This is a genomic window from Kitasatospora sp. NE20-6, from assembly GCF_045862635.1.
Genome location: NZ_BPRL01000003.1, coordinates 194,501 through 212,042 on the forward strand (window position 1 = coordinate 194,501; position 17,542 = coordinate 212,042).

The window sequence follows — 17,542 nt, forward strand, 5'->3', positions numbered from 1 at the left end:
CCCCGCCGTCCGGCCCGCCGCCGGCCCGCCCGGCCCCCCGCGCCGGAGGGCCGACGGGTGAGCCGGTTCCTGCTGCGCCGGCTGCTGCTCGCCGTGCCGACCCTGCTCGGCGTGACCGTGGTGGTGTTCGCGACCGTCGCCCTCGTGCCCGGCGACCCGCTGGCCGCCTTCCTCGGCCCCGGCGCCCCGCCGGAGGCCCGTACGGAACTCGCCGACCGCCTCGGCCTGAACAGCCCGCTGCCCGTCCGCTACGCCGTCTGGCTGCGCCACGCGTTCGCCGGCGACCTCGGCACCTCGATCTCCGGCCAGCGGCCGGTCGCCGACCTGCTGCTGCCCGCGCTCGGCCAGACCCTCACCCTGACCGCCGCCGCCTTCCTGCTCGTGGTCGTGGGCGGCGTGCTGCTCGGCGGGGCGGGTGCGCTGCGGCCGCGAGGCCCGCTGGGACGGGCCTCCGGCGCGCTCTCCACGCTCGCCGTCTCCGCGCCGCAGTACTCCGTCGCGCTGCTCCTGATCGCGGTGCTGTCGGTGGAGCTGCGCTGGCTCCCGGCGGGCGGCACGCACGACGTCTTCGGCGACGGCGGCCCCGCCGACCTCGCCCGGCACCTCGTGCTGCCCGCCGTCGCCGCCGCGCTGGTGCCGCTCGGCCTCACCGCCCGGGTGTTCCGGGCCGCGCTCGGCACCGTGCTCGCCGGCGACCTCGCCGACGGCCTGCGGGCGCGCGGCCTGGGCCGGGGCGCCGTGCTGCGGCACTGCGTGCACAACGCGCTGCCCGCCCTGCTGACCATCGGCGGCCTGCAGCTCGCCTACCTGCTCGAAGGGGTGGTCTTCGTCGAGACGCTCTTCGCCTGGCCCGGCCTGGGCCGGCTGCTGTACGACGCGCTCGCCGCCCGCGACCTGCCGCTGATCCAGGGCGGGGTGCTGGTGGTGGCCACCGCGTTCGTCGGCGTCAACATCCTCGTCGACACCGCCCACGCGGCGCTCGACCCGCGCACCAGGAGCCGGCGGTGAGCCGGGCCGCGCTGCGCCACGCGGGCGTCACGGTGCCGGCCGCCCTCGCCGTGCTGCTCCTCGTGGTCGCGGTCGCCGCGCCGCTCGTGGCGCCGTACGACCCGGCGGCCGGGCACCTGCAGGACCGGCTGCTCGACCCGGGCAGCCCCGGGCACCTGCTCGGCACCGACGGGCAGGGCCGCGACCTGCTCAGCCGTCTGGTGTGGGGCGCCCGCACCTCGCTCACCGGCGGCCTGGTGCCGGTCGCGGTCGCCACCGCCGCCGGCACCCTGCTCGGCATCGTCGCGGGGCTCGGCGGCCGGGTCACCGAGCACGCCCTGCTGCGCTCCCTCGACGTGCTGTACGCCTTCCCCGGCGTGCTCCTGGCGATCGCGGTGGCGACCCTGCTCCCGCCCGGCCTCGGGGCCACGGTGCTGGCGCTGTCCGTGGTGCTGACGCCCGCCGTCGCCCGGGTCGCGTTCACGGAGGTGCAGCGCATCCGCACCGCGGAGTACCTGGAGGCCGCCCGGGTCAGCGGCGCGGGCCGGCTCGACCTGGTGCTCCGTCAGGTGGTGCCGGTGGTGGCGCCGGTGGTCCTGGTGTACGCGTCGTCGCTGGTCGGCCTGGCCGTGGTGTACGCCGCCGGGCTGTCGTTCCTGGGCCTGGGCGTGGCGCCGCCGGCCGCCGAGTGGGGCGCGATGCTCGACGAGCTGCGGCCGAGCCTGTTCACCCACCCGTGGGTGGCGGTGCTGCCGGGGCTGGCGATCCTCGCCGTCTCGGTCGTCTTCAACACCCTCGGCGAGTCGCTCCGCAGCCGGATCGGCGACAGCGGCGCCCTGCTCCCGGAGGGCACCCGATGAGCCTGCTGGAGATCGACGGCCTCACGGTCACCCACGGCGGCGGCGTCCGCGCGGTGGACGGCGTCTCGCTGGCCCTGGAGGCGGGCGGTGCGCTGGTGCTGCTCGGCGAGTCGGGCAGCGGCAAGACGACCGTCGCCCGGAGCGTCCTGGGCCTGCCCGGGCGCGGCGCGACCGTCACCGGCCGGGTCCGGCTGGGCGGCACCGACCTGCTCGCCCTCGACGAACGCGCGCTCTCGCGGGTGCGGGGCCGCCGCATCGGCTACGTCCCGCAGGACCCGTCCGCCGCGCTCGACCCGCTGCGGCGGATCGGCCCGCAGATCGCCGAGGTGCTGCGCCGCCACGGGGTGGCCGGCACCCGCCGGGCCGCCCGCGCGGACGCCGTGCGCCTCCTCGCGACCGCGGGCGTGCCCGACCCGGAACGGGTGGCCCGGGCCTACCCGCACGAACTCTCCGGCGGCCTGCGGCAGCGGGCGGCGATCGCCGTCGCGGTCTCCTGCGGGCCCGAGCTGCTCATCGCCGACGAGCCCACCACCGCACTGGACGCCCTCGTCCGCGGCCGCATCCTCGACCTCTTCGCGACCCTGCGGGCCGACTGCGGGATCGCCGTGCTGCTCGTCACGCACGACCTCGCGGCGGCCCGCCGGACGGGCGGCGAGGTGGCGGTGATGCGCGACGGCCGGATCGTCGAGCACGGGCCCACCGACCGGGTGCTGGACGGCCCGGGGCACGCCTTCACCGCGGCCCTGGTCGCCGCCGAACCGGGAGCCCGCCGATGACCGACCACCCCGGCGGCGGCCCGCTGCCCCGCCCCGCCGACGGCACCCCGCTGCTCAGTGTCGACAAGGCGACGAAGCGGTACGGCTCCGAGACGGCCCTCGACGGCGTCAGCCTCACCGTGGCCCCCGGCGAGACCGTCGGCCTCGTCGGCGAGTCCGGCTCCGGCAAGTCGACCCTCGCCCGGCTCGCCCTCGGCCTCCTCGCCCCCGACGGCGGCACCGTGCGCTTCGCCGGCCACGACCCGTACCGGCTGCGCGGCCGGCGGGACCGTGCCGTCCGCGCCCGGCTGCAGTTCGTGCCGCAGCACCCGCGCGGCTCGCTCAACCCCGCCCTGCGGGCGGGCGAGGCCGTGGCGTCCGCACTGCGCCTGCACGGCACCCCGCGGGGCGAGCGCGCCGAGGGCGTCGCCCGGCTCCTGCGGCAGGTCGGCCTCGACCCGGCGCTCGCCCGCCGCTACCCGCGCGAGCTCTCCGGCGGCCAGCTCCAGCGGGTCGCCGTGGCCAGGGCCCTGGCCACCCGCCCCGACCTGGTGGTCTGCGACGAGCCGACCTCCGCGCTCGACCGCAGCGTCCAGGCCCGGCTGCTCGACCTGCTCACCGAGCTCCAGGAGAGCCAGGGCCTCGCCTACCTGTTCATCTCCCACGACCTCGCCGTCGTGCGGCACCTGGCCCACCGGGTGCTCGTGCTGCGGCGCGGGCGGGTGCTGGAGGAAGGCCCCGCGGCCGACCTCTGGGACGCCCCCGCCCACCCCTACACCCGGGCGCTGCTCGACGCCGCGACCGGGCGCACCACCCTCACCGAACACACCGGCACCGCCCTCACCTGACACACCGGCACCACCCTCACCCGACACACCCGCACCACGAAACCGAACGAGGAATCACCATGACGCACCGCCCGCTCCGCGCCGTCCGCTCCAGAACCGCCGCGCTGCCCGCCGCCGCAGCCCTGCTGCTCGCGGCCACCGGCTGCGCCTCCGACGGCACGGCCACCGGCGCGGGCGACGCGGCCGGCGGCAGCCACGGCGGCACCCTGGTCGTCGGCGCCACCGGCAAGCTGCCCAACCCCGACACCGTCATCGGCGGCGCCGGGTTCGAGGGCAAGCGGCTAGTCAGCTTCCAGATCTACGAGGGCCTCACCCGCTACGAGCTGCTCAAGGACACCGACAAGCCGCCGGCGGTCACCGGCGCCCTCGCCGAGTCCTGGCAGGTCGCCGCCGACGCGAAGACCTGGACGTTCACCCTCCGCAAGGGCGTCACCTTCCAGGACGGCACGCCCTTCGACGCCGACGCCGTCGTCTTCAACCTCGACCGCTACCTGAACAAGAAGAGCCCCGAGTACACCGACGCGCTCGGCGCCGCCGCCAAGGAGTACGCCGGCGGCATCACCTCGTACCGCAAGACCGACGCCGAGCACATCGAGCTCGTCACCAAGGACCCCAACGGCCACTTCCCCGAGGACCTGGCGCACGTGCTCATCGCCAGCCCCACGGCGGTGAAGAAGACCGGCTCGGCGAACTTCTCCCAGCACCCCGTCGGCACCGGCCCGTTCGCCTTCTCCTCGCAGACCGAGGGGCAGCAGATCGAGCTCGTCGCCAACAAGACGTACTGGCGGGGTGCCCCCAAGCTCGACAAGCTGATCGTCAAGTCGCTGCCGGACGCCGCCGCCCGCACCGCGGCCCTGCGCTCCGGCGGCGCCAACTGGATCGAGTACCCCAACCCCGACGACATCGACAGCCTCAAGACCGACGGGGTGCAGATCGCCACCAACAGCTACGACCACCTCTGGTACTGGATCCTCGACACCACCAAGGCGCCGTGGAGCGACCCCCGGGTGCGCCGCGCCGCCAACTACGCGATCGACCGCAAGGCCATCGCCGAGAAGCTGCTGCACGGCACCGCCGACCCGGCCTACCAGGCGGCGCCCCGCGCCACCGGCGCGTACGACCCGGCGGGCGACACCTACTCCTACGACCCCGCCAAGGCCAAGCAGCTGCTCGCCGAGGCCGGCGTCGCGGGCGGCTTCTCGACCTCGGTGACGGTGCCCACCGGCGGCTCCGGCAACCTGCTGCCGGTGCCGATCGCCGAGGCGCTCCAGCGTGACCTCGCGGCCGTCGGCATCAAGGTGGAGCTCCGCACCACCGACTGGTCGACGCTGATCGGCGCCGAGGCCAAGGGCCAGGTGGCGCTCGGCTCGGACGCCATCGCGCAGTCCACCACGCTCTTCCAGTCGGAGGCGCTGCTGCCGCTCTTCATCGGTTCCAAGAGCCCCTTCTGGACCGGGCACTACGCCAACCCGCAGGTCGACACGCTGCTGCAGGCCGCCGCAGCCTCTCCCGACCGCGACAAGCGCCAGGGCGACTACCGCAAGGCGCTCGGCCTCGTCACCCAGGACGCCCCCTGGCTGTTCGTCGTCAACGACCGCAACCCGCGGGCCCTCTCGCCCAAGGTGCAGGGTCTCGTCCAGCCGCAGTCGTGGTTCCTCGACCTGACGACGGTCAGCGTCAAGGCCTAGGCCCCGGACGGCAGTTCCCGCCGGGCCCAGGCCCGTACGCACCCCGAAGCACCCAGGAAGGACGGCCGACCCGTGACCGCCCCGTACGCACCCCACAGCCGCACCGAGGCCGCACCGCCGAAGTGGGGCATCACCCTCCCGCTGCCGGGACTCACCATCGACCGGCACCGCTTCCTCGTCGAGCGGCTCCCCGACCTCGGCTACACCGACGTCTGGAGCGCGGAGGGCGGCGGCACGGACGCCTTCACCCCGCTCGCCGCCACCGCCGCCTGGTCGCCGTCGCTGCGGATCGGCACCGGCATCGTGCCGGTGCACACCCGCGGCCCGGCGGTGCTCGCCCAGACCGCCGCCACCCTCGCCCAACTCGCGCCCGGGCGGCTGCTGCTGGGCATCGGCGCCTCGGTGCCGGCGCACGTCACCGACATCAACGGCATCCCGTTCGACGAGCCGTTCAAGCGCACCCGGGACGTCCTGCGGTTCGTCACCCGTGCGCTGCGCGGCGAGCACATCGCCGGTGACTTCGACACCTTCTCCATCACCGGCTACCGGCTCCCGCACCCGCCCGCCGACCCCGTCAAGGTGATCCTCGGCGCGCTGCGGCCCGGCATGCTGCGGCTCGGCTTCACCGAAGGGGACGGCGCGATCACCAACCTGCTGTTCCCGCACGACGTCCCGAAGATCCTGGACGCCGTCGGCCCGCAGCCGCCCGGCAAGGAACTCGTCGTCAAGGTCTTCGTCTGCCCGACCGAGGACACCGACTACGCGCACCGCGCCTCCCGGCCGTTCCTCGCCTGGATCCTCAACCGCGAGCCCTACCGGAAGTTCCACGAGTGGCTCGGCCACGGCGAACTGCTCGCCGAGACGCACCGGCTCTGGGCGTCCGGCGACCCGGAGGGCGCCCAGAAGGCCCTGCCCGACGAGGTCGTCGACGGGCTGTTCATCAGCGGCTCCCCGGAGGAGTGCCGCGAGCGCATCCTGCAGTACCACCGGCCCGGCGTCACCACGATCCAGCTGTACGTGTCGCTGCCGCCGGAGGTCTTCGTCAGCCGGGCCAGGCTGCTCGACACCCTCGCCCGGCTGGGCCCCGCCGCCGGCTGACCCCGTCCGGCGCCCGGCGGCCACCCCTCGCCGCCGGCCGGGCACACCCCGGCCGGCGGCCCCCACGACGTGCGGAGGCACACCCATGGACCTGGAGATCCGCGGCGGCGTCCGCGCCGCCCCCCTCCCCGGACGCACCCCGCAGGAACGGCAGGCCCTGCGGTACGCACCCGACCCGCGCGACCGCACCGCCGACCCCGGCCACGTGGCCCGCACCGCGCGGGAGAACGAGGAGGACGGCTTCGACAGCGCCCTCGTCGTGCAGTCCAGCTCCTGGCCCGACCCCTGGCTGGTGGCCGGCTGGGCGCTGGCCGCCACCGAACGGCTGCGGGTCTCCGTCGCCCACCGTGCCGGCACCACCGCGCCCACCGCCGCCGCCCGCTCCCTCGCCACCCTCGACAGGCTCTCCGGCGGCCGGGCCTCCGCCCACGTCATCGTCGGCTCCAGCGACCTCGACGTCGCCCGCGACGGCGACCTGCTCGACAAGGCCGGCCGCTACCGGCGGGCCGGCGAGTACCTCGAACTCCTGCACCGCTACCTGACGACCCCCCAAGGCATCGACTTCGACGGCGAGTTCTACACCCTCCGCGACGCCCGGCCGGGCCTCCGCCCGGCACCCGGCGGCGAACTCCTCTCCTTCGGCGGCTCCTCCCCGCAGGGCGTCGAGCTCGCCGCCCGCTGGGCCGAGGTGTACGCCGTGTCCCCCCTGCCGCTGCCCGACACCCGCCGCCGCATCGCCGAGGTCAGGGCCGCCGCCGCCGCGCACGGCCGCACCCTGCGGATCTGGCGGCACGTCACCGTCGTCCTCGACGACACCGACACCGCCGCCCGCGACCGCGTCGGACGGCTCCGCCGCGACGCCCTGCGGCTCACCTCCGGCCCGGACGCCGCCCGCTGGACGGAGGGCGTGGCCCTCGACCGCGACCGCGAACGCGGCCGCTCCGACCCGCAGGCCGGCACCGCCCAGGTCGCCGCGTACGTCCGCCGCTCGCTCGCCGCCGCCTACACGGGCTCGCCGGAGACGGTCGCCGCGCGGATCGGCCTGCTCCGCTCCGCCGGCGTCGACATCGTGCAGCTCGACCTGCCGGCGGAGACCGAGCACGACCGCGCACTGCGCCGGGAGCTCGTCGCCCGGCTCCGCCACGGCGCACGCATCCCCGCCGTCCGCCGCGGCTGGTAGCCCCGGCCCGTCCACGCCGCCGAACCAGGAGCACCCATGCCCACACCCACGCCCACACCGGACGCCCGCCGCCCCGCCCCGCTGCACGACCCGGACGGGCGCATCGTCGTCAGCGGGTCGATCGCCACCGACCACCTGATGACCTTTCCCGGTGCGATCGCCGAACAACTGCTCCCCGACGAGCTCGACCGGGTCTCGCTGTCGTTCCTCGTCGACGGCCTGGAGATCCGCCGGGGCGGGGTCGGCGCCAACATCGCGCTCGGCCTGGGCCGCCTCGGCCTGGCCCCGGTGCTCGTCGGCGCCGCCGGATCCGACCACGCCGCCTACGACGCCCTGCTGCGGGACGGCGGGGTCGACACCGCCGGCGTGCTGACCGTGCCCGACCTGCTGACCGCGCGGTTCCTCTGCACGACCGACCGGGACCAGAACCAGATCGCCTCGTTCTACCCCGGCGCCATGACCCGGGCGGCGACCATCCGCCTCGCGGACGTCCTGGCCCGCACCGGGCCCGCCCGGATCGTCCTGGTCGGCCCCGACGACCCGGAGGCGATGCGGGTGCGCACCGAGGAGTGCCGGGCCGCGGGCATCCCGTTCGCCGCCGACCCCTCGCAGCAGCTCGCCCGCCTCACCGGCGCGGAGGCCCTCGACCTCGTCCGGGGCGCGGAGGTGCTGTTCACCAACGCGTACGAGCGCGAGCTGCTCCTGCAGAAGACCGGCCTCGCGGCGGACGAGGTGCTGCGGCAGGTCGGCAGCTGGGTGACGACCCTGGGGGCCGACGGCGTGCGCATCGAGCGCCGGGGCGAACCGGACGTCCGCACCTCCCCGCCGCCGGAGCGGCTGAAGGCCGACCCGACCGGGGTCGGCGACGCCTTCCGCGCCGGCTACCTGGCCGCGACGGTCTGGCACCTGCCCACGCTCGTCGCCGCCCGGGTCGGCTGCCTCCTCGCCACCCTCGCCCTGGAGGCCGTCGGCACGCAGGAGTACGTCCTCGACCCGGCGGACTTCCTGCGCCGCCTCGCCGACGCCTACGGCCCCGACACCGCCGGTCTCGTCGGCCCGCACCTGGCGTCCGTGCGGACACCGGAGGCGCTGCCCGCGGGGCGCTGACGCAGGCCGGTCGGCCCTGCCCTGCCCGGTCGGCAGCTCCTCGGCCCCTCAGCCCCTCAGCCCCGTACGGCCCGCCCCGCGATGCGGCGGCGGGCCGTCGCCGTCCGCGGCTCGGGTGCCGCCTGCGGGCGGGGGCGGCGCCCGGCGAGGCGGCAGCCGAGGCAGTAGGGGTGGCCGTGCCGGGCGGCGGCGTCCCGGTGGCGCCAGTGGCGGCCCCCGGCCGGCCGGGGGCCGGTGGGCTTGCCCCACCCGGCGAGGTGCAGCAGCCAGCTCGCGAGGGCTGCGGCGGGGAGGGCCGCCAGGCCCAGGAGGAGCCAGGCGGCGGAGCCGGCCGCGAAGGCCGCACCGGCCACCGCCGTGCCGGTGACGGCGAGCAGGGATCCCGTCCAGCCCGCCACGGTGTGCCCCATGTCGTGGTCGCCGTGTGCGCTCATGTGTCCTCGTTTGGTGTGATGGTGCCGCTGCGGTCCGTGCAGGCCCGTACGGGTGCCGCGGCGAGAGGTTTATCTCACGTACTAAGTAACTTAGATGCTAAGGAGATGCGCCGTGGAGGGCAAGCCCCGCCCGACGGCAACCCCCGAGCAGGCGCTGTACGCGATGGACCGGCTGATCGCGCTCGCGCAGTTCGGCCAGCAGGACATCGCGGCGCGGCTGGGGCTCAACGTCACCGACCTGACCTGCATCGGCTTCCTCATGGAGGCCGAGACGGCCGGACAGTCGCTCGCCGCCGGCGACCTCGCCGAACGCGCCCACCTCACGACCGGCGCCGTCACCGGCGTGCTCAACCGCCTGGAGCGCGCCGGCTACGCCCGGCGGCAGTCCGACCCGGCCGACCGCCGCCGCGTCCGGGTGGTGATGGAGCCCACCGCGCAGCAGCGCATCCTCCAGGTCTACGGCCCGTTCTACGCGCGCCTCGGCGGCCTCGTCGCCGACTACGGCCCGGACGAGGTCGCCGTCCTCGCCGACTGGTTCGGCCGGGCGCGGGCCCTCATGCAGGAGTCGCTCGACGAGATCCGCAGCGACGGCTGACCGTGCGCCGGGCCGGGGCCGCCGGACCTGCCGGGCCGGGCCCTCCGCGCCGCCACCCGGTGACGACCGGCAGCTACGGGACGCCTCGTAGGCTGGGGCCCGGCAGGGCGGTCGGGGAGGGGCGGGACGGCATGGTGCAGGGGCTCGACGAGGTCTGCACCCGCGCCCTGGCCGAGCACGGCTGCCCGTCCGTCTCCGTGGCCGTGGCCGAACGCGGCAGGGTCGTCCTCGCCCGCGCGTACGGCACGGCCGACCCCGCCACCGGACGCCCGGCCACCCCCGGCACCGCGTACCCGCTCGCCTCCGTCACCAAGCCGATGACCGCCACCGCCGTCTGCGCTGCCGCCGACGACGGCCTGCTCGACCTCGACACCCCCGTGCCCCGCACCCTCGGGGACTTCGGCGGCGGCCCCGCGCCGACCCCGCGGCAGCTGCTGCAGCACCGCGGCGGCCTCGGCGCGTACTACGACTGGGACTACGGCGACGGCGCCCCGCTGCCCGACGCGGACCGCTACACCGTGCTGCACCGCCCGCCCGGCTCCGGCTTCGAGTACGCCAACCTCGGCTACCGGGTGCTCGGACGGCTGCTGGAGCTGCGCACCGGACGGCCGGCGGCGGCCTTCGTCCGGGAGCGGGTCCTCGCCCCGCTCGGCCTCACCGGCAGCCACCTCGGCCGGACGTACCCCGGCCCGGCGCCCGCCGCCGTACGGCACACCGCGGACGGCCGCCGCTACCCCGACACCCTCGACTGCAGCCACCCCGGCGCCACCCTCGGCTGGGCGCCCGCCGGCGAACTCGCCCTCTTCGCGCAGACCTGCCGGCGGCTGCTCGCGCCGGACACCGCCGCGGCCGTGGCCGACGCGCCCCCGATCACCGGCCACGTCGGCTACGGGCTCGGCTGGGTCGTCTCCACCGCCCCCGGCCCGGTCGTGCACAGCCACGGCGGCGGTGGCCCCGGCGCCGCGGCGATGCTGGTCTCCGTGCCCGCCCGCGACCTGTCGGTGGCCGTGCTGACCAACAGCACCGACAAGGGCGCCCGCGACGCCGTCCTCGGACACCTGCTCCCCGCGCTCGTCCCCGGCCACCGGCCGGAACTGATCCAGCCGTACGCCGCCGACCCGCCCCGCCCGCACCGGATCCCCGAAGGCACCTGGACCGGGCGCGTCGCCGCCCCCGAACGCGACGTGCCCGCCCGCCTGCACGTGCTGCCCGGCGGCCGGATCACCCTCCGGCTGGACGGCCCCGGCGGCCCGGAAGCCACCGCCCCCGCGGCGGCCTCCGCGACCCGCGACCTCCGGGCGGCCCTGCCGCTCCAGCTCCCCACCGCGGACGCCCGGATCAGCAGCCCCTCCCTGCTGCTGGCGCTGACCCTGCACGAGGGACGGCTCACCGGCACCGCCTGCGCCTACAAGGACGGCGACCGGGAGGGCCGGCTCGGCAACTTCATCGGCCAGCCGTGCGAGTTCCGTCCGGCCTGACACCGGGACCGGCGTGCGCGGGACCGGCATGCGGCCGGCCGCCCCGCCGGGCGTGCGGCGCAGTGTTCCGTCGCAGTGTTCCCCCGCAGCGTTCCGTCGCAGGTCAGGGCCGTTCGGCGGGATTCCCCTGCAACCGCCTCGAACTCGGCAGCGGCGGCACCGTCCGGCGTTCCGGACGGTGGGTCGCGCGGTCCTCGACCCGGTGCCGCGGCTCCCCGGCCGGGCCCGGGGCGACCGGCACCAGCCGCCGGGCCACCAGGTGCCCCACCCAGTGCCGCCCGCACTCGGGGCACGGCGCCCCGCCGTCCGGGGTGTAGGGAGACGTCGCGCCGATGCCGTCGTGGGAGAAGTACTCCCAGTCGGTGCCGTCGTCGTCCTGGTAGTGCTGCACCTCGAAATCGACGCTCCAGTGGTGCCAGCACTGTCCACAGGTGAACTCGACCCGCTCCACGGCCAGTTCGGTGATCATCGCGCCTACCTCCCTGCCTCGGCCCTTGACAAGCCCTCTCACCCGAATTATCCCGGTTTCAGGGGCTGCGGTCACCGTCCGGAGGAGATCGGCCCATGGCGCACTCGGCCGGCGACGGAGAAGGCCCGTCCGACGGGCCCGGAGCCGACCTGCGCCGGATCAAGGCCGAGTACGACAACTACCGCCGCCGCGTCCACCGCGACCGCCTCGCCGTCCGCGAGATCGCCGTCGTCAACGTCCTCACCCGGCTCCTCCCCGTCCTGGACGCCCTCGACCGCGCCCGCGCCTCCGGCGAGGTCGTCGACGGCTTCGCCGCCGTCGCCGACCTCCTGGAGGAGGAACTCGCCTCGCTCGGCCTGGAGTCCTTCGGCGAACCCGGCGAGGCCTTCGACCCCGTGCTGCACCTCGCCGTGGCGTACACTCGCTCGATGGTGGTCACCGGCCCGGTCTGCATCGAGATCGTCCGCGCCGGCTACCGCGTCGGCGGCCACCTGCTGCGCCCGGCCGAGGTGGTGGTCGCGGAGCCGTCCGCGGCGAAGTGAGCCGGCCGGGGGCCGGGGCGCGTCGTTCCCCGCGCCGTTCCTGATGGTGCGTCAGGTGCGCAGCAGCGCCAGCGGGTCGCCGGTGATGCCGAAACGCTGCCGCAGTGCCCGGCGGGCGGCGTGCAGGCCGGACATGCCGTGCACCCCCGGACCGGGCGGGGTCGACGAGGAGCACAGGTACACGCCGGCCAGCGGGGTCGCGTACGGGTCGGCGGCGGGCAGCGGGCGGAACACCGTCTGCCGGAGCGACATCGCGCCCCCGCCGATGTCGCCCCCCACGTAGTTGGCGTTGTACACCTGCTGGTCGGCGGCCGTGGTCACCGCCCGGGCCAGGACCAGATCGCGGAAGCCCGGGGCGAAACGCTCGATCTGCCGCTCCACGGCGTCCCCCGCGTCGACCGTCGAACCGTGCGGCACGTGCGCGTAGCTGTACAGCGTGTGCCGCCCCTCCGGCGCCCGGGTCGGATCGACCACGCCCGGCTGCACGGCCAGCACGTACGGACGGTCCGCATGCCGGCCCGCCGCCACCTCCCGCTCGGCGGCCACCGTCTGCTCCCGGGTGCCCGCGAGATGCAGGGTGCCGACCTGCGCCAGCGCCGGATCGGCCCACGGCACGGGCCCGGCGAGCGCGAAGTCGACCTTGCACGCCCCGGAGCCGTACCGGAACGACCGCAGACGGCGCGCGTAGCCGTCCGGCAGGGAACGGCCGGCCACCCGGAGCAGGCCGGCCGGGGTCAGGTCGAGCAGCACCGCCCGGGCGGGCGGCAGCTCGGCCAGCGATCCGACCCGGTGCCCGGTGACGATCCGGCCGCCGCGCGCCACGAGTTCGGCCGCCATCGCGTCCGCGATCGCCTGGCTGCCCCCGCGGGGCACCGGCCAGCCGACGGCGTGGGCGAGCGAGGCCAGCAGCAGCGCCGCCCCCGCCGGGGCGAGCGCGCGCGGCGGCGCGACCGCGTGCGCCGCGACACCCGCCAGCATCGCCCGCGCCGCGGGGCCGCGGAACCGCGCCGACCAGGCAGGTGTGCCGAACTCCGCGATCCGCAGGCCCAGCCGGACCGCCGTGAGGGGGTCGGCCGGCAGCGACCGCTGGTCCGACAGGGCGGCGTCCACCAGGCCCTGCCAGTGCTCCACGAGCGGGCCGAACAGCGAACGCCACGCACGGCCGTCCGCGCCGAGCCGCTCCGCGGTGCGGTCGAGGTCGCGGTAGGCGACGCCCGCCGGGGCGCCGTCCAGCGGCTGCGCGTACGGCGCCTCCGGCTGCAGCAGTTCCACCCGCCCGGCCAGCCCGAACGCCCGGAAGAACGGCGAGGCCAGGGCCATCGGGTGCGCCACCGAGCAGACGTCGTGCCGGAAGCCGGGCAGCGTCAGCTCGGCGGTGCGGGTGCCACCGCCGACCGTCCCCGCCGCCTCGTGCACGACGACCTCCAGCCCGGCGGCGGCCAGCAGCAGCGCGGCGGCGAGACCGTTCGGTCCGGAGCCGACCACCACCGCGTCCACCCGGCCGCCCGACGTCTGCCCCGCCACGGCCCACCTCGCTCCTCGTCGTGCGACCGGTGCGCCCCGGCCCCCGATCGCACTCTGCCACACCGTCAGGACCGCCCCGTGCAGGCCCCGGCGGCGCTCACCCGTGGCGGGGCTCCCAGCGGAACAGCCGCCGGCCCAGCACCGCGGCGGCCGCCACCCACGCGGCGATCATCAGCAGCGAGGGGGCGGCGTGCAGCCACCCGTGCAGCAGGTCGAGCTCGGCGGGCGCCACCCCGCCCCAGGTCTCCGAACCGAACTCCCGGCCGAACCACGCCGTCCGCAGTCCCTCGACGACCGGGGCCAGCGGCAGCACGTGCGCAGGCCCGCGCAGCCACTCCGGCAGCGAGGCGAGCGGCGCCACGACACCGCTGCCGAACATGCACAGCAGCAGCACCGGCGTCGCCACCATCGGCGCCGCCTCCGCACTCGGCGTCAGCCCGGACATCGCGACCGCCAGCACCGCGAAGAGCAGGTACCCGCCCACCAGCACCAGCAGGAACAGCAGCGGATCCGCCGGCAGCCGGGTGCCGAACCACAGCACCGACACCCCGCCCAGCACCAGCACCTGCAGCAGCACCACCGCACCGCTCGCACCGATCTGACCCGCGAAGATCGCCGTCGGCGGCACCTCGGTGCCGCGCAGGCGCTTCAGCACCAGGTCGTCCCGGCGCGCCACGACGCCGTTCAGCAGGTTGATGAACGAGGTCACCAGCGCCAGGCCGATGAACCCGACCGTCGTGTAGCCGGCCGCGTCCACCCCCGCGATCTCCTTCCCCCGCAACGGTGCAGCCACCACCAGGTTGAGCAGCACGGGGAGGAGGAAACCGATGAAGGTCGACCGCCGGTTGCGCCAGAACACCCGCCAGGACAGCAGGAACTGACCGCGCGCGTAGTGCGACCAGCCGATCGGGGCGCCGCCGTGCGCGTCCCGCGCGGTGCCCGTCGGGCGGGCGGTGCCCGCGCCGGTACCCGTGATGCCGCTCATCGTGCGACCGCCCTTTCGTGTGCCGCCTGCTCCGACGCTCCCTGCGCCGGTGCTTCCTGCGCCGATGCCCTCTGCTGCGGCGCCTTCTGCTGCGGGCCGGCGCCGCCGCGCGCCGCCAGCTCCAGGAAGACGTCCTCCAGGGAGGCGGAGCGCACCTCGATGCCGTCCAGCTCCACCGCCCGGTCCGCCGCCCAGGCGTGCAGCGCGGCCAGCGCCGGCGCCGTACGCGCCACCGTGTAGACCGCGGTGGTGCCCGTCAGGGTCACCGACTCGCCCGTCACGGTGGGAAGTTCGTCGGCGCGGACGCCCTCGGGCAGCGGGAAGGTGATCCGGGTGCCGTGGCCGGAGAGCACCTCGTCCACGGTGCCCACGGCGGCGATCCGGCCCTGGTCCATGATGGCCACCCGGTCGGCCAACTGCTGTGCCTCGTCCAGGTAGTGGGTCGTCAGCAGGACGGTCGTCCCGGCCGCCTGGAGCTCCCTGACGAGACGCCAGGTCGTCCGCCGCGCCTCCGGGTCCATGCCCGTGGTGGGCTCGTCGAGGAAGAGCAGGTCCGGGCCGTTGAGCACCGCCAGGGCGAGGTCGAGACGGCGCCGTTCACCGCCGGACAGCTGCCCGACCCGGGTGCCGGACCGGCCCGTCAGGCCGACCTGCTCCAGCACCTCCCCGGCCGGCCGGGCCCCGCCGATGAACGTCCGCCAGGAGTCGACCGTCTCCCGCACGGTCAGCTCCTTGAAGAATCCGCCCTCCTGGAGCATCACGCCCGTGCGCCGCCGCACCTCGCGGCCCTGCGCGTACGGATCCAGGCCGAACACCCGCACGGTGCCGGAACTCGGCCGGCTGTAGCCCTCCAGCACCTCCAGCGTCGTGGTCTTGCCGGCGCCGTTGGTGCCCAGCAGGGCGAAGAGCTCGCCGCGGGCGACGGTGAAGGACACACCGCGCACCGCCTCGTAGTTGCCGTAGCTGCGGCAGAGGTCCCGCACTTCCACGGCCGGTTTCCCCGGAATGTTGGAGCTGATGGTGGATGTCATGGAATACAGCGTGAGGGTGCCGCTCTTTGAATGCAAGAGAGGGAGAAAGTGCAGGTCAGGAGGTATTTAAAATGTCATGCCAGCAGGTGTGTCATTTTCCACCGGGGAATTCCTGACATCCCCTACTGTCGAGCCTCCGGGCCCCGGGTGCATATTTATCCCGTCGCCAGGAGCGAACCGGAGAAAAGGCCGGGAAGCGAAAGCGGCACAACGGCGGACCAGCCCCGTGGGGGTCGGCGCCACACATCGGAGGGAGACCACCATGGCCGAGAACGAGATCGTCGCGAACGAGCAGTTCGACATCGAGGTCGAGGAGCTCGACACCGTCAACGGCGGCATCAGCGTCAGCTCGCTGGCCAGCGTCGCCTGCCCGGTCTCCAGCTTCTCCTCGGTGTCCAACTCGGTGGCCGAGGTCGCTGCGGAGTAACGGGTTCTGTGCCGCGGTGGTCCCGCTCCGGCGGGCCCACCGCGGCACCCCTGTTTCCCCACCACCCCATTCGTCCTTCAGCAGTTGAGGAGAGCCGGGCATGGACAGCCTCCGGCACGAGCTGACGCGGTTCATTCAGCAGCCCGCCGCGCAGCATGACCCACCCGCGCTCTACCGCCGGCTGCTGGCCGAGGCCCCGGTGCTCGACCTCGGCCGCGTGCACGTCGTGTCCGGGTACGAGGAGATCGTCACCGTCCTCATGCACCCCGGGACCGCCGTCGACCCGACGACCGTCGGGCTGCCCCGCGCGGGCACCACGGCGCTCGCCCGTGTCGTCAACCGCATGCTGCCGATGCGCGACGGCGCCGACCACACACGCCTCAAGCGGCTCGCCACCACGGCGTTCAGCGCCCGCCGCCTGGAGCAGATGCGCCACCGCATCGAGACCACCGCCGACCGCCTCCTCGACCCGCTGATCGCCTCGGGCTCCTTCGACGTCGTCGCCGACCTCGCCGTCCCGCTCCCGGTCGCCGTCTCCTGCGCCATCCTCGACATCCCCGACTCCGAGCAGGAGCGCGTCACCGGCTGGGCCCAGCTCGTGGCCCGCTCGCTGCTCGACGACTACGACAGCGGCGGGAGCGGCGGCACCCCGGCGGCCACCGTCGCCGAACTCGACGCAGAGTTCGAGGACTTCCGCGCCTACGTCGAGCAGCTGTGCGCCGAACGGACGGCCTCGCCCGGCGACGACCTCGTCAGCAGGCTCGCCGCCGCCCGCACCGAAGGCCGACTCGACGACGACGACCTGCTCGCCTTCGTGGTGATGCTCCTCGCCAACGGCCTGGAGACCCTCACCTCCGGACTCGCCCTCGCGGTCTGGCAGTTGCTCCACAACCCCGGACTCGCCGAACGCCTCCGGGCCAGGCCCGCCGACGCGGCCGCCGTCTTCGACGAGGCCCAGCGCCTCGGCAGCCCCGTCCGCGCCAGCGCCCGCGCCCTCACCCGGGACGTCGAGGTCGCCGGCACCGTCATCCCGGCCGGCCGGGTCACCCTCCTGCTGTACGCGGCGGCCAACCGGGATCCGCGCCGCTTCACCGACCCGGACGTCTTCGACCCGGACCGCGCCGAGCTGCGCCACCTGGCCTTCGGCCACGGCCCGCACCACTGCCTGGGCGCGCCGCTGTCGCTGATGGCGGGCGCGGCGGTGCTGCGCCGGCTGGCCGCGGCGGGCGAGAGCCGGGAGCTCGGCACACCGCTCACACCGCGCACGGCGCCGTGGAGCACACAGTTCGTGTTCGGCGGCATGCGGGAGCTGCCCCTGCACTGCCCGGAACGGGTGGACGACGGCGCGGTGACCGCTGCTGCGGCCGACCGCCCGGTGCTGGCGGGGGCGGTGCGCTCATGAGCCGGACGGTCACGAGGAAGGCCCCCGGCGTACGCGTCGCCGCGCGGGCGAAGCCCGGCGACGGCGTGAACGCGGCACCTGCGCCTGCGCCTGCACCGGCACCTGCGCCTGTGCCCGCACCCGAGCCCGCTG

18 protein-coding genes are annotated in these 17,542 nt (G+C 75.7%); 13 read left to right on the forward strand and 5 right to left on the reverse strand.

What is annotated here, in order from left to right:
• The first annotated feature begins 57 nt into the window (after window positions 1-57).
• From SNE206_RS03140 to SNE206_RS03175, 8 genes are all read left to right on the forward strand, one after another.
• A complete protein-coding gene (locus SNE206_RS03140; RefSeq protein ID WP_407911763.1) occupies window positions 58-1,008 on the forward strand; it encodes an ABC transporter permease in 951 nt (316 codons plus the stop codon).
• A complete protein-coding gene (locus tag SNE206_RS03145) occupies window positions 1,005-1,847 on the forward strand; it encodes an ABC transporter permease (protein WP_407911764.1) in 843 nt (280 codons plus the stop codon). The genes SNE206_RS03140 and SNE206_RS03145 overlap by 4 nt, the downstream gene beginning before the upstream one ends.
• Window positions 1,844-2,623 carry an ABC transporter ATP-binding protein gene (locus tag SNE206_RS03150; RefSeq protein WP_407911765.1) on the forward strand — a complete coding sequence of 260 codons (780 nt, stop codon included), beginning with the start codon at window positions 1,844-1,846 and terminating at the stop codon, window positions 2,621-2,623. The genes SNE206_RS03145 and SNE206_RS03150 overlap by 4 nt, the downstream gene beginning before the upstream one ends.
• The gene (locus tag SNE206_RS03155) at window positions 2,620-3,450 is read left to right on the forward strand and encodes an ABC transporter ATP-binding protein (protein WP_407911766.1); all 831 of its coding nucleotides are present in this window, start codon (window positions 2,620-2,622) and stop codon (window positions 3,448-3,450) included. Before SNE206_RS03150 ends, SNE206_RS03155 begins: the two co-directional genes overlap by 4 nt.
• A gap of 59 nt (window positions 3,451-3,509) precedes the next feature.
• Window positions 3,510-5,138, forward strand: coding sequence for an ABC transporter substrate-binding protein (locus tag SNE206_RS03160; protein WP_407911767.1), 1,629 nt, complete (start codon window positions 3,510-3,512; stop codon window positions 5,136-5,138).
• 72 nt (window positions 5,139-5,210) lie between these two features.
• Window positions 5,211-6,236, forward strand: coding sequence for an LLM class F420-dependent oxidoreductase (locus tag SNE206_RS03165; protein ID WP_407911768.1), 1,026 nt, complete (start codon window positions 5,211-5,213; stop codon window positions 6,234-6,236).
• An 85-nt stretch (window positions 6,237-6,321) separates the two neighbouring features.
• Window positions 6,322-7,416 carry an LLM class flavin-dependent oxidoreductase gene (locus SNE206_RS03170; RefSeq protein WP_407911769.1) on the forward strand — a complete coding sequence of 365 codons (1,095 nt, stop codon included), beginning with the start codon at window positions 6,322-6,324 and terminating at the stop codon, window positions 7,414-7,416.
• 138 nt (window positions 7,417-7,554) lie between these two features.
• Window positions 7,555-8,523 carry a PfkB family carbohydrate kinase gene (locus SNE206_RS03175; RefSeq protein ID WP_407911978.1) on the forward strand — a complete coding sequence of 323 codons (969 nt, stop codon included), beginning with the start codon at window positions 7,555-7,557 and terminating at the stop codon, window positions 8,521-8,523.
• Window positions 8,524-8,579: 56 nt separating this feature from the next.
• Here SNE206_RS03175 and SNE206_RS03180 read toward each other — a convergent pair whose 3' ends face one another.
• On the reverse strand, window positions 8,580-8,957 hold the full coding sequence (locus tag SNE206_RS03180) for an HGxxPAAW family protein (protein WP_407911770.1): 378 nt from the start codon (window positions 8,955-8,957) through the stop codon (window positions 8,580-8,582).
• Window positions 8,958-9,069: 112 nt separating this feature from the next.
• Between SNE206_RS03180 and SNE206_RS03185 the strand changes: the two genes are divergently transcribed.
• Together SNE206_RS03185 and SNE206_RS03190 are read left to right on the forward strand one after the other, a co-directional pair.
• Window positions 9,070-9,552 (forward strand): MarR family winged helix-turn-helix transcriptional regulator, encoded by a 483-nt coding sequence (locus SNE206_RS03185; protein ID WP_407911771.1) that lies wholly within the window; start codon window positions 9,070-9,072, stop codon window positions 9,550-9,552.
• A gap of 131 nt (window positions 9,553-9,683) precedes the next feature.
• A complete protein-coding gene (locus SNE206_RS03190) occupies window positions 9,684-11,030 on the forward strand; it encodes a serine hydrolase domain-containing protein (RefSeq protein WP_407911772.1) in 1,347 nt (448 codons plus the stop codon).
• A 103-nt stretch (window positions 11,031-11,133) separates the two neighbouring features.
• On the opposite strand, the gene SNE206_RS03195 is transcribed toward SNE206_RS03190, so the two are convergent.
• Window positions 11,134-11,499, reverse strand: coding sequence for a hypothetical protein (locus SNE206_RS03195; protein ID WP_407911773.1), 366 nt, complete (start codon window positions 11,497-11,499; stop codon window positions 11,134-11,136).
• 95 nt (window positions 11,500-11,594) lie between these two features.
• Between SNE206_RS03195 and grpE the strand changes: the two genes are divergently transcribed.
• Complete coding sequence (grpE, locus tag SNE206_RS03200; protein ID WP_407911774.1) at window positions 11,595-12,041, forward strand: nucleotide exchange factor GrpE; 447 nt, start codon at window positions 11,595-11,597, stop codon at window positions 12,039-12,041.
• A gap of 51 nt (window positions 12,042-12,092) precedes the next feature.
• Here grpE and SNE206_RS03205 read toward each other — a convergent pair whose 3' ends face one another.
• The 3 genes from SNE206_RS03205 to SNE206_RS03215 form a co-directional block, all read right to left on the reverse strand.
• Window positions 12,093-13,565 (reverse strand): phytoene desaturase family protein, encoded by a 1,473-nt coding sequence (locus SNE206_RS03205; protein ID WP_407911775.1) that lies wholly within the window; start codon window positions 13,563-13,565, stop codon window positions 12,093-12,095.
• 97 nt (window positions 13,566-13,662) lie between these two features.
• A complete protein-coding gene (locus SNE206_RS03210) occupies window positions 13,663-14,550 on the reverse strand; it encodes an ABC transporter permease (protein ID WP_407911776.1) in 888 nt (295 codons plus the stop codon).
• The gene (locus SNE206_RS03215; protein ID WP_407911777.1) at window positions 14,547-15,581 is read right to left on the reverse strand and encodes an ABC transporter ATP-binding protein; all 1,035 of its coding nucleotides are present in this window, start codon (window positions 15,579-15,581) and stop codon (window positions 14,547-14,549) included. Before SNE206_RS03215 ends, SNE206_RS03210 begins: the two co-directional genes overlap by 4 nt.
• Before the next feature lie 262 nt (window positions 15,582-15,843).
• Between SNE206_RS03215 and SNE206_RS03220 the strand changes: the two genes are divergently transcribed.
• Complete coding sequence (locus SNE206_RS03220) at window positions 15,844-16,008, forward strand: hypothetical protein (protein WP_405010855.1); 165 nt, start codon at window positions 15,844-15,846, stop codon at window positions 16,006-16,008.
• A gap of 100 nt (window positions 16,009-16,108) precedes the next feature.
• Window positions 16,109-17,410, forward strand: a complete 1,302-nt coding sequence (locus SNE206_RS03225) for a cytochrome P450 (protein WP_407911778.1) — start codon at window positions 16,109-16,111, stop codon at window positions 17,408-17,410.
• Window positions 17,411-17,542: the final 132 nt, after the last annotated feature.

Coding starts and splice junctions, on each gene's coding strand:
- SNE206_RS03150 (WP_407911765.1), top strand. CDS start 1,844: ATGAGCCTGCTGGAGATCGACGGCCTCACGGTCACCCACGGCGGCGGC.
- SNE206_RS03155 (WP_407911766.1), top strand. CDS start 2,620: ATGACCGACCACCCCGGCGGCGGCCCGCTGCCCCGCCCCGCCGACGGC.
- SNE206_RS03160 (WP_407911767.1), top strand. CDS start 3,510: ATGACGCACCGCCCGCTCCGCGCCGTCCGCTCCAGAACCGCCGCGCTG.
- SNE206_RS03170 (WP_407911769.1), top strand. CDS start 6,322: ATGGACCTGGAGATCCGCGGCGGCGTCCGCGCCGCCCCCCTCCCCGGA.
- SNE206_RS03175 (WP_407911978.1), top strand. CDS start 7,555: ATGACCTTTCCCGGTGCGATCGCCGAACAACTGCTCCCCGACGAGCTC.
- SNE206_RS03180 (WP_407911770.1), bottom strand. CDS start 8,957: ATGAGCGCACACGGCGACCACGACATGGGGCACACCGTGGCGGGCTGG.
- SNE206_RS03190 (WP_407911772.1), top strand. CDS start 9,684: ATGGTGCAGGGGCTCGACGAGGTCTGCACCCGCGCCCTGGCCGAGCAC.
- SNE206_RS03195 (WP_407911773.1), bottom strand. CDS start 11,499: ATGATCACCGAACTGGCCGTGGAGCGGGTCGAGTTCACCTGTGGACAG.
- grpE (WP_407911774.1), top strand. CDS start 11,595: ATGGCGCACTCGGCCGGCGACGGAGAAGGCCCGTCCGACGGGCCCGGA.
- SNE206_RS03210 (WP_407911776.1), bottom strand. CDS start 14,550: ATGAGCGGCATCACGGGTACCGGCGCGGGCACCGCCCGCCCGACGGGC.
- SNE206_RS03215 (WP_407911777.1), bottom strand. CDS start 15,581: ATGACATCCACCATCAGCTCCAACATTCCGGGGAAACCGGCCGTGGAA.
- SNE206_RS03220 (WP_405010855.1), top strand. CDS start 15,844: ATGGCCGAGAACGAGATCGTCGCGAACGAGCAGTTCGACATCGAGGTC.
- SNE206_RS03225 (WP_407911778.1), top strand. CDS start 16,109: ATGGACAGCCTCCGGCACGAGCTGACGCGGTTCATTCAGCAGCCCGCC.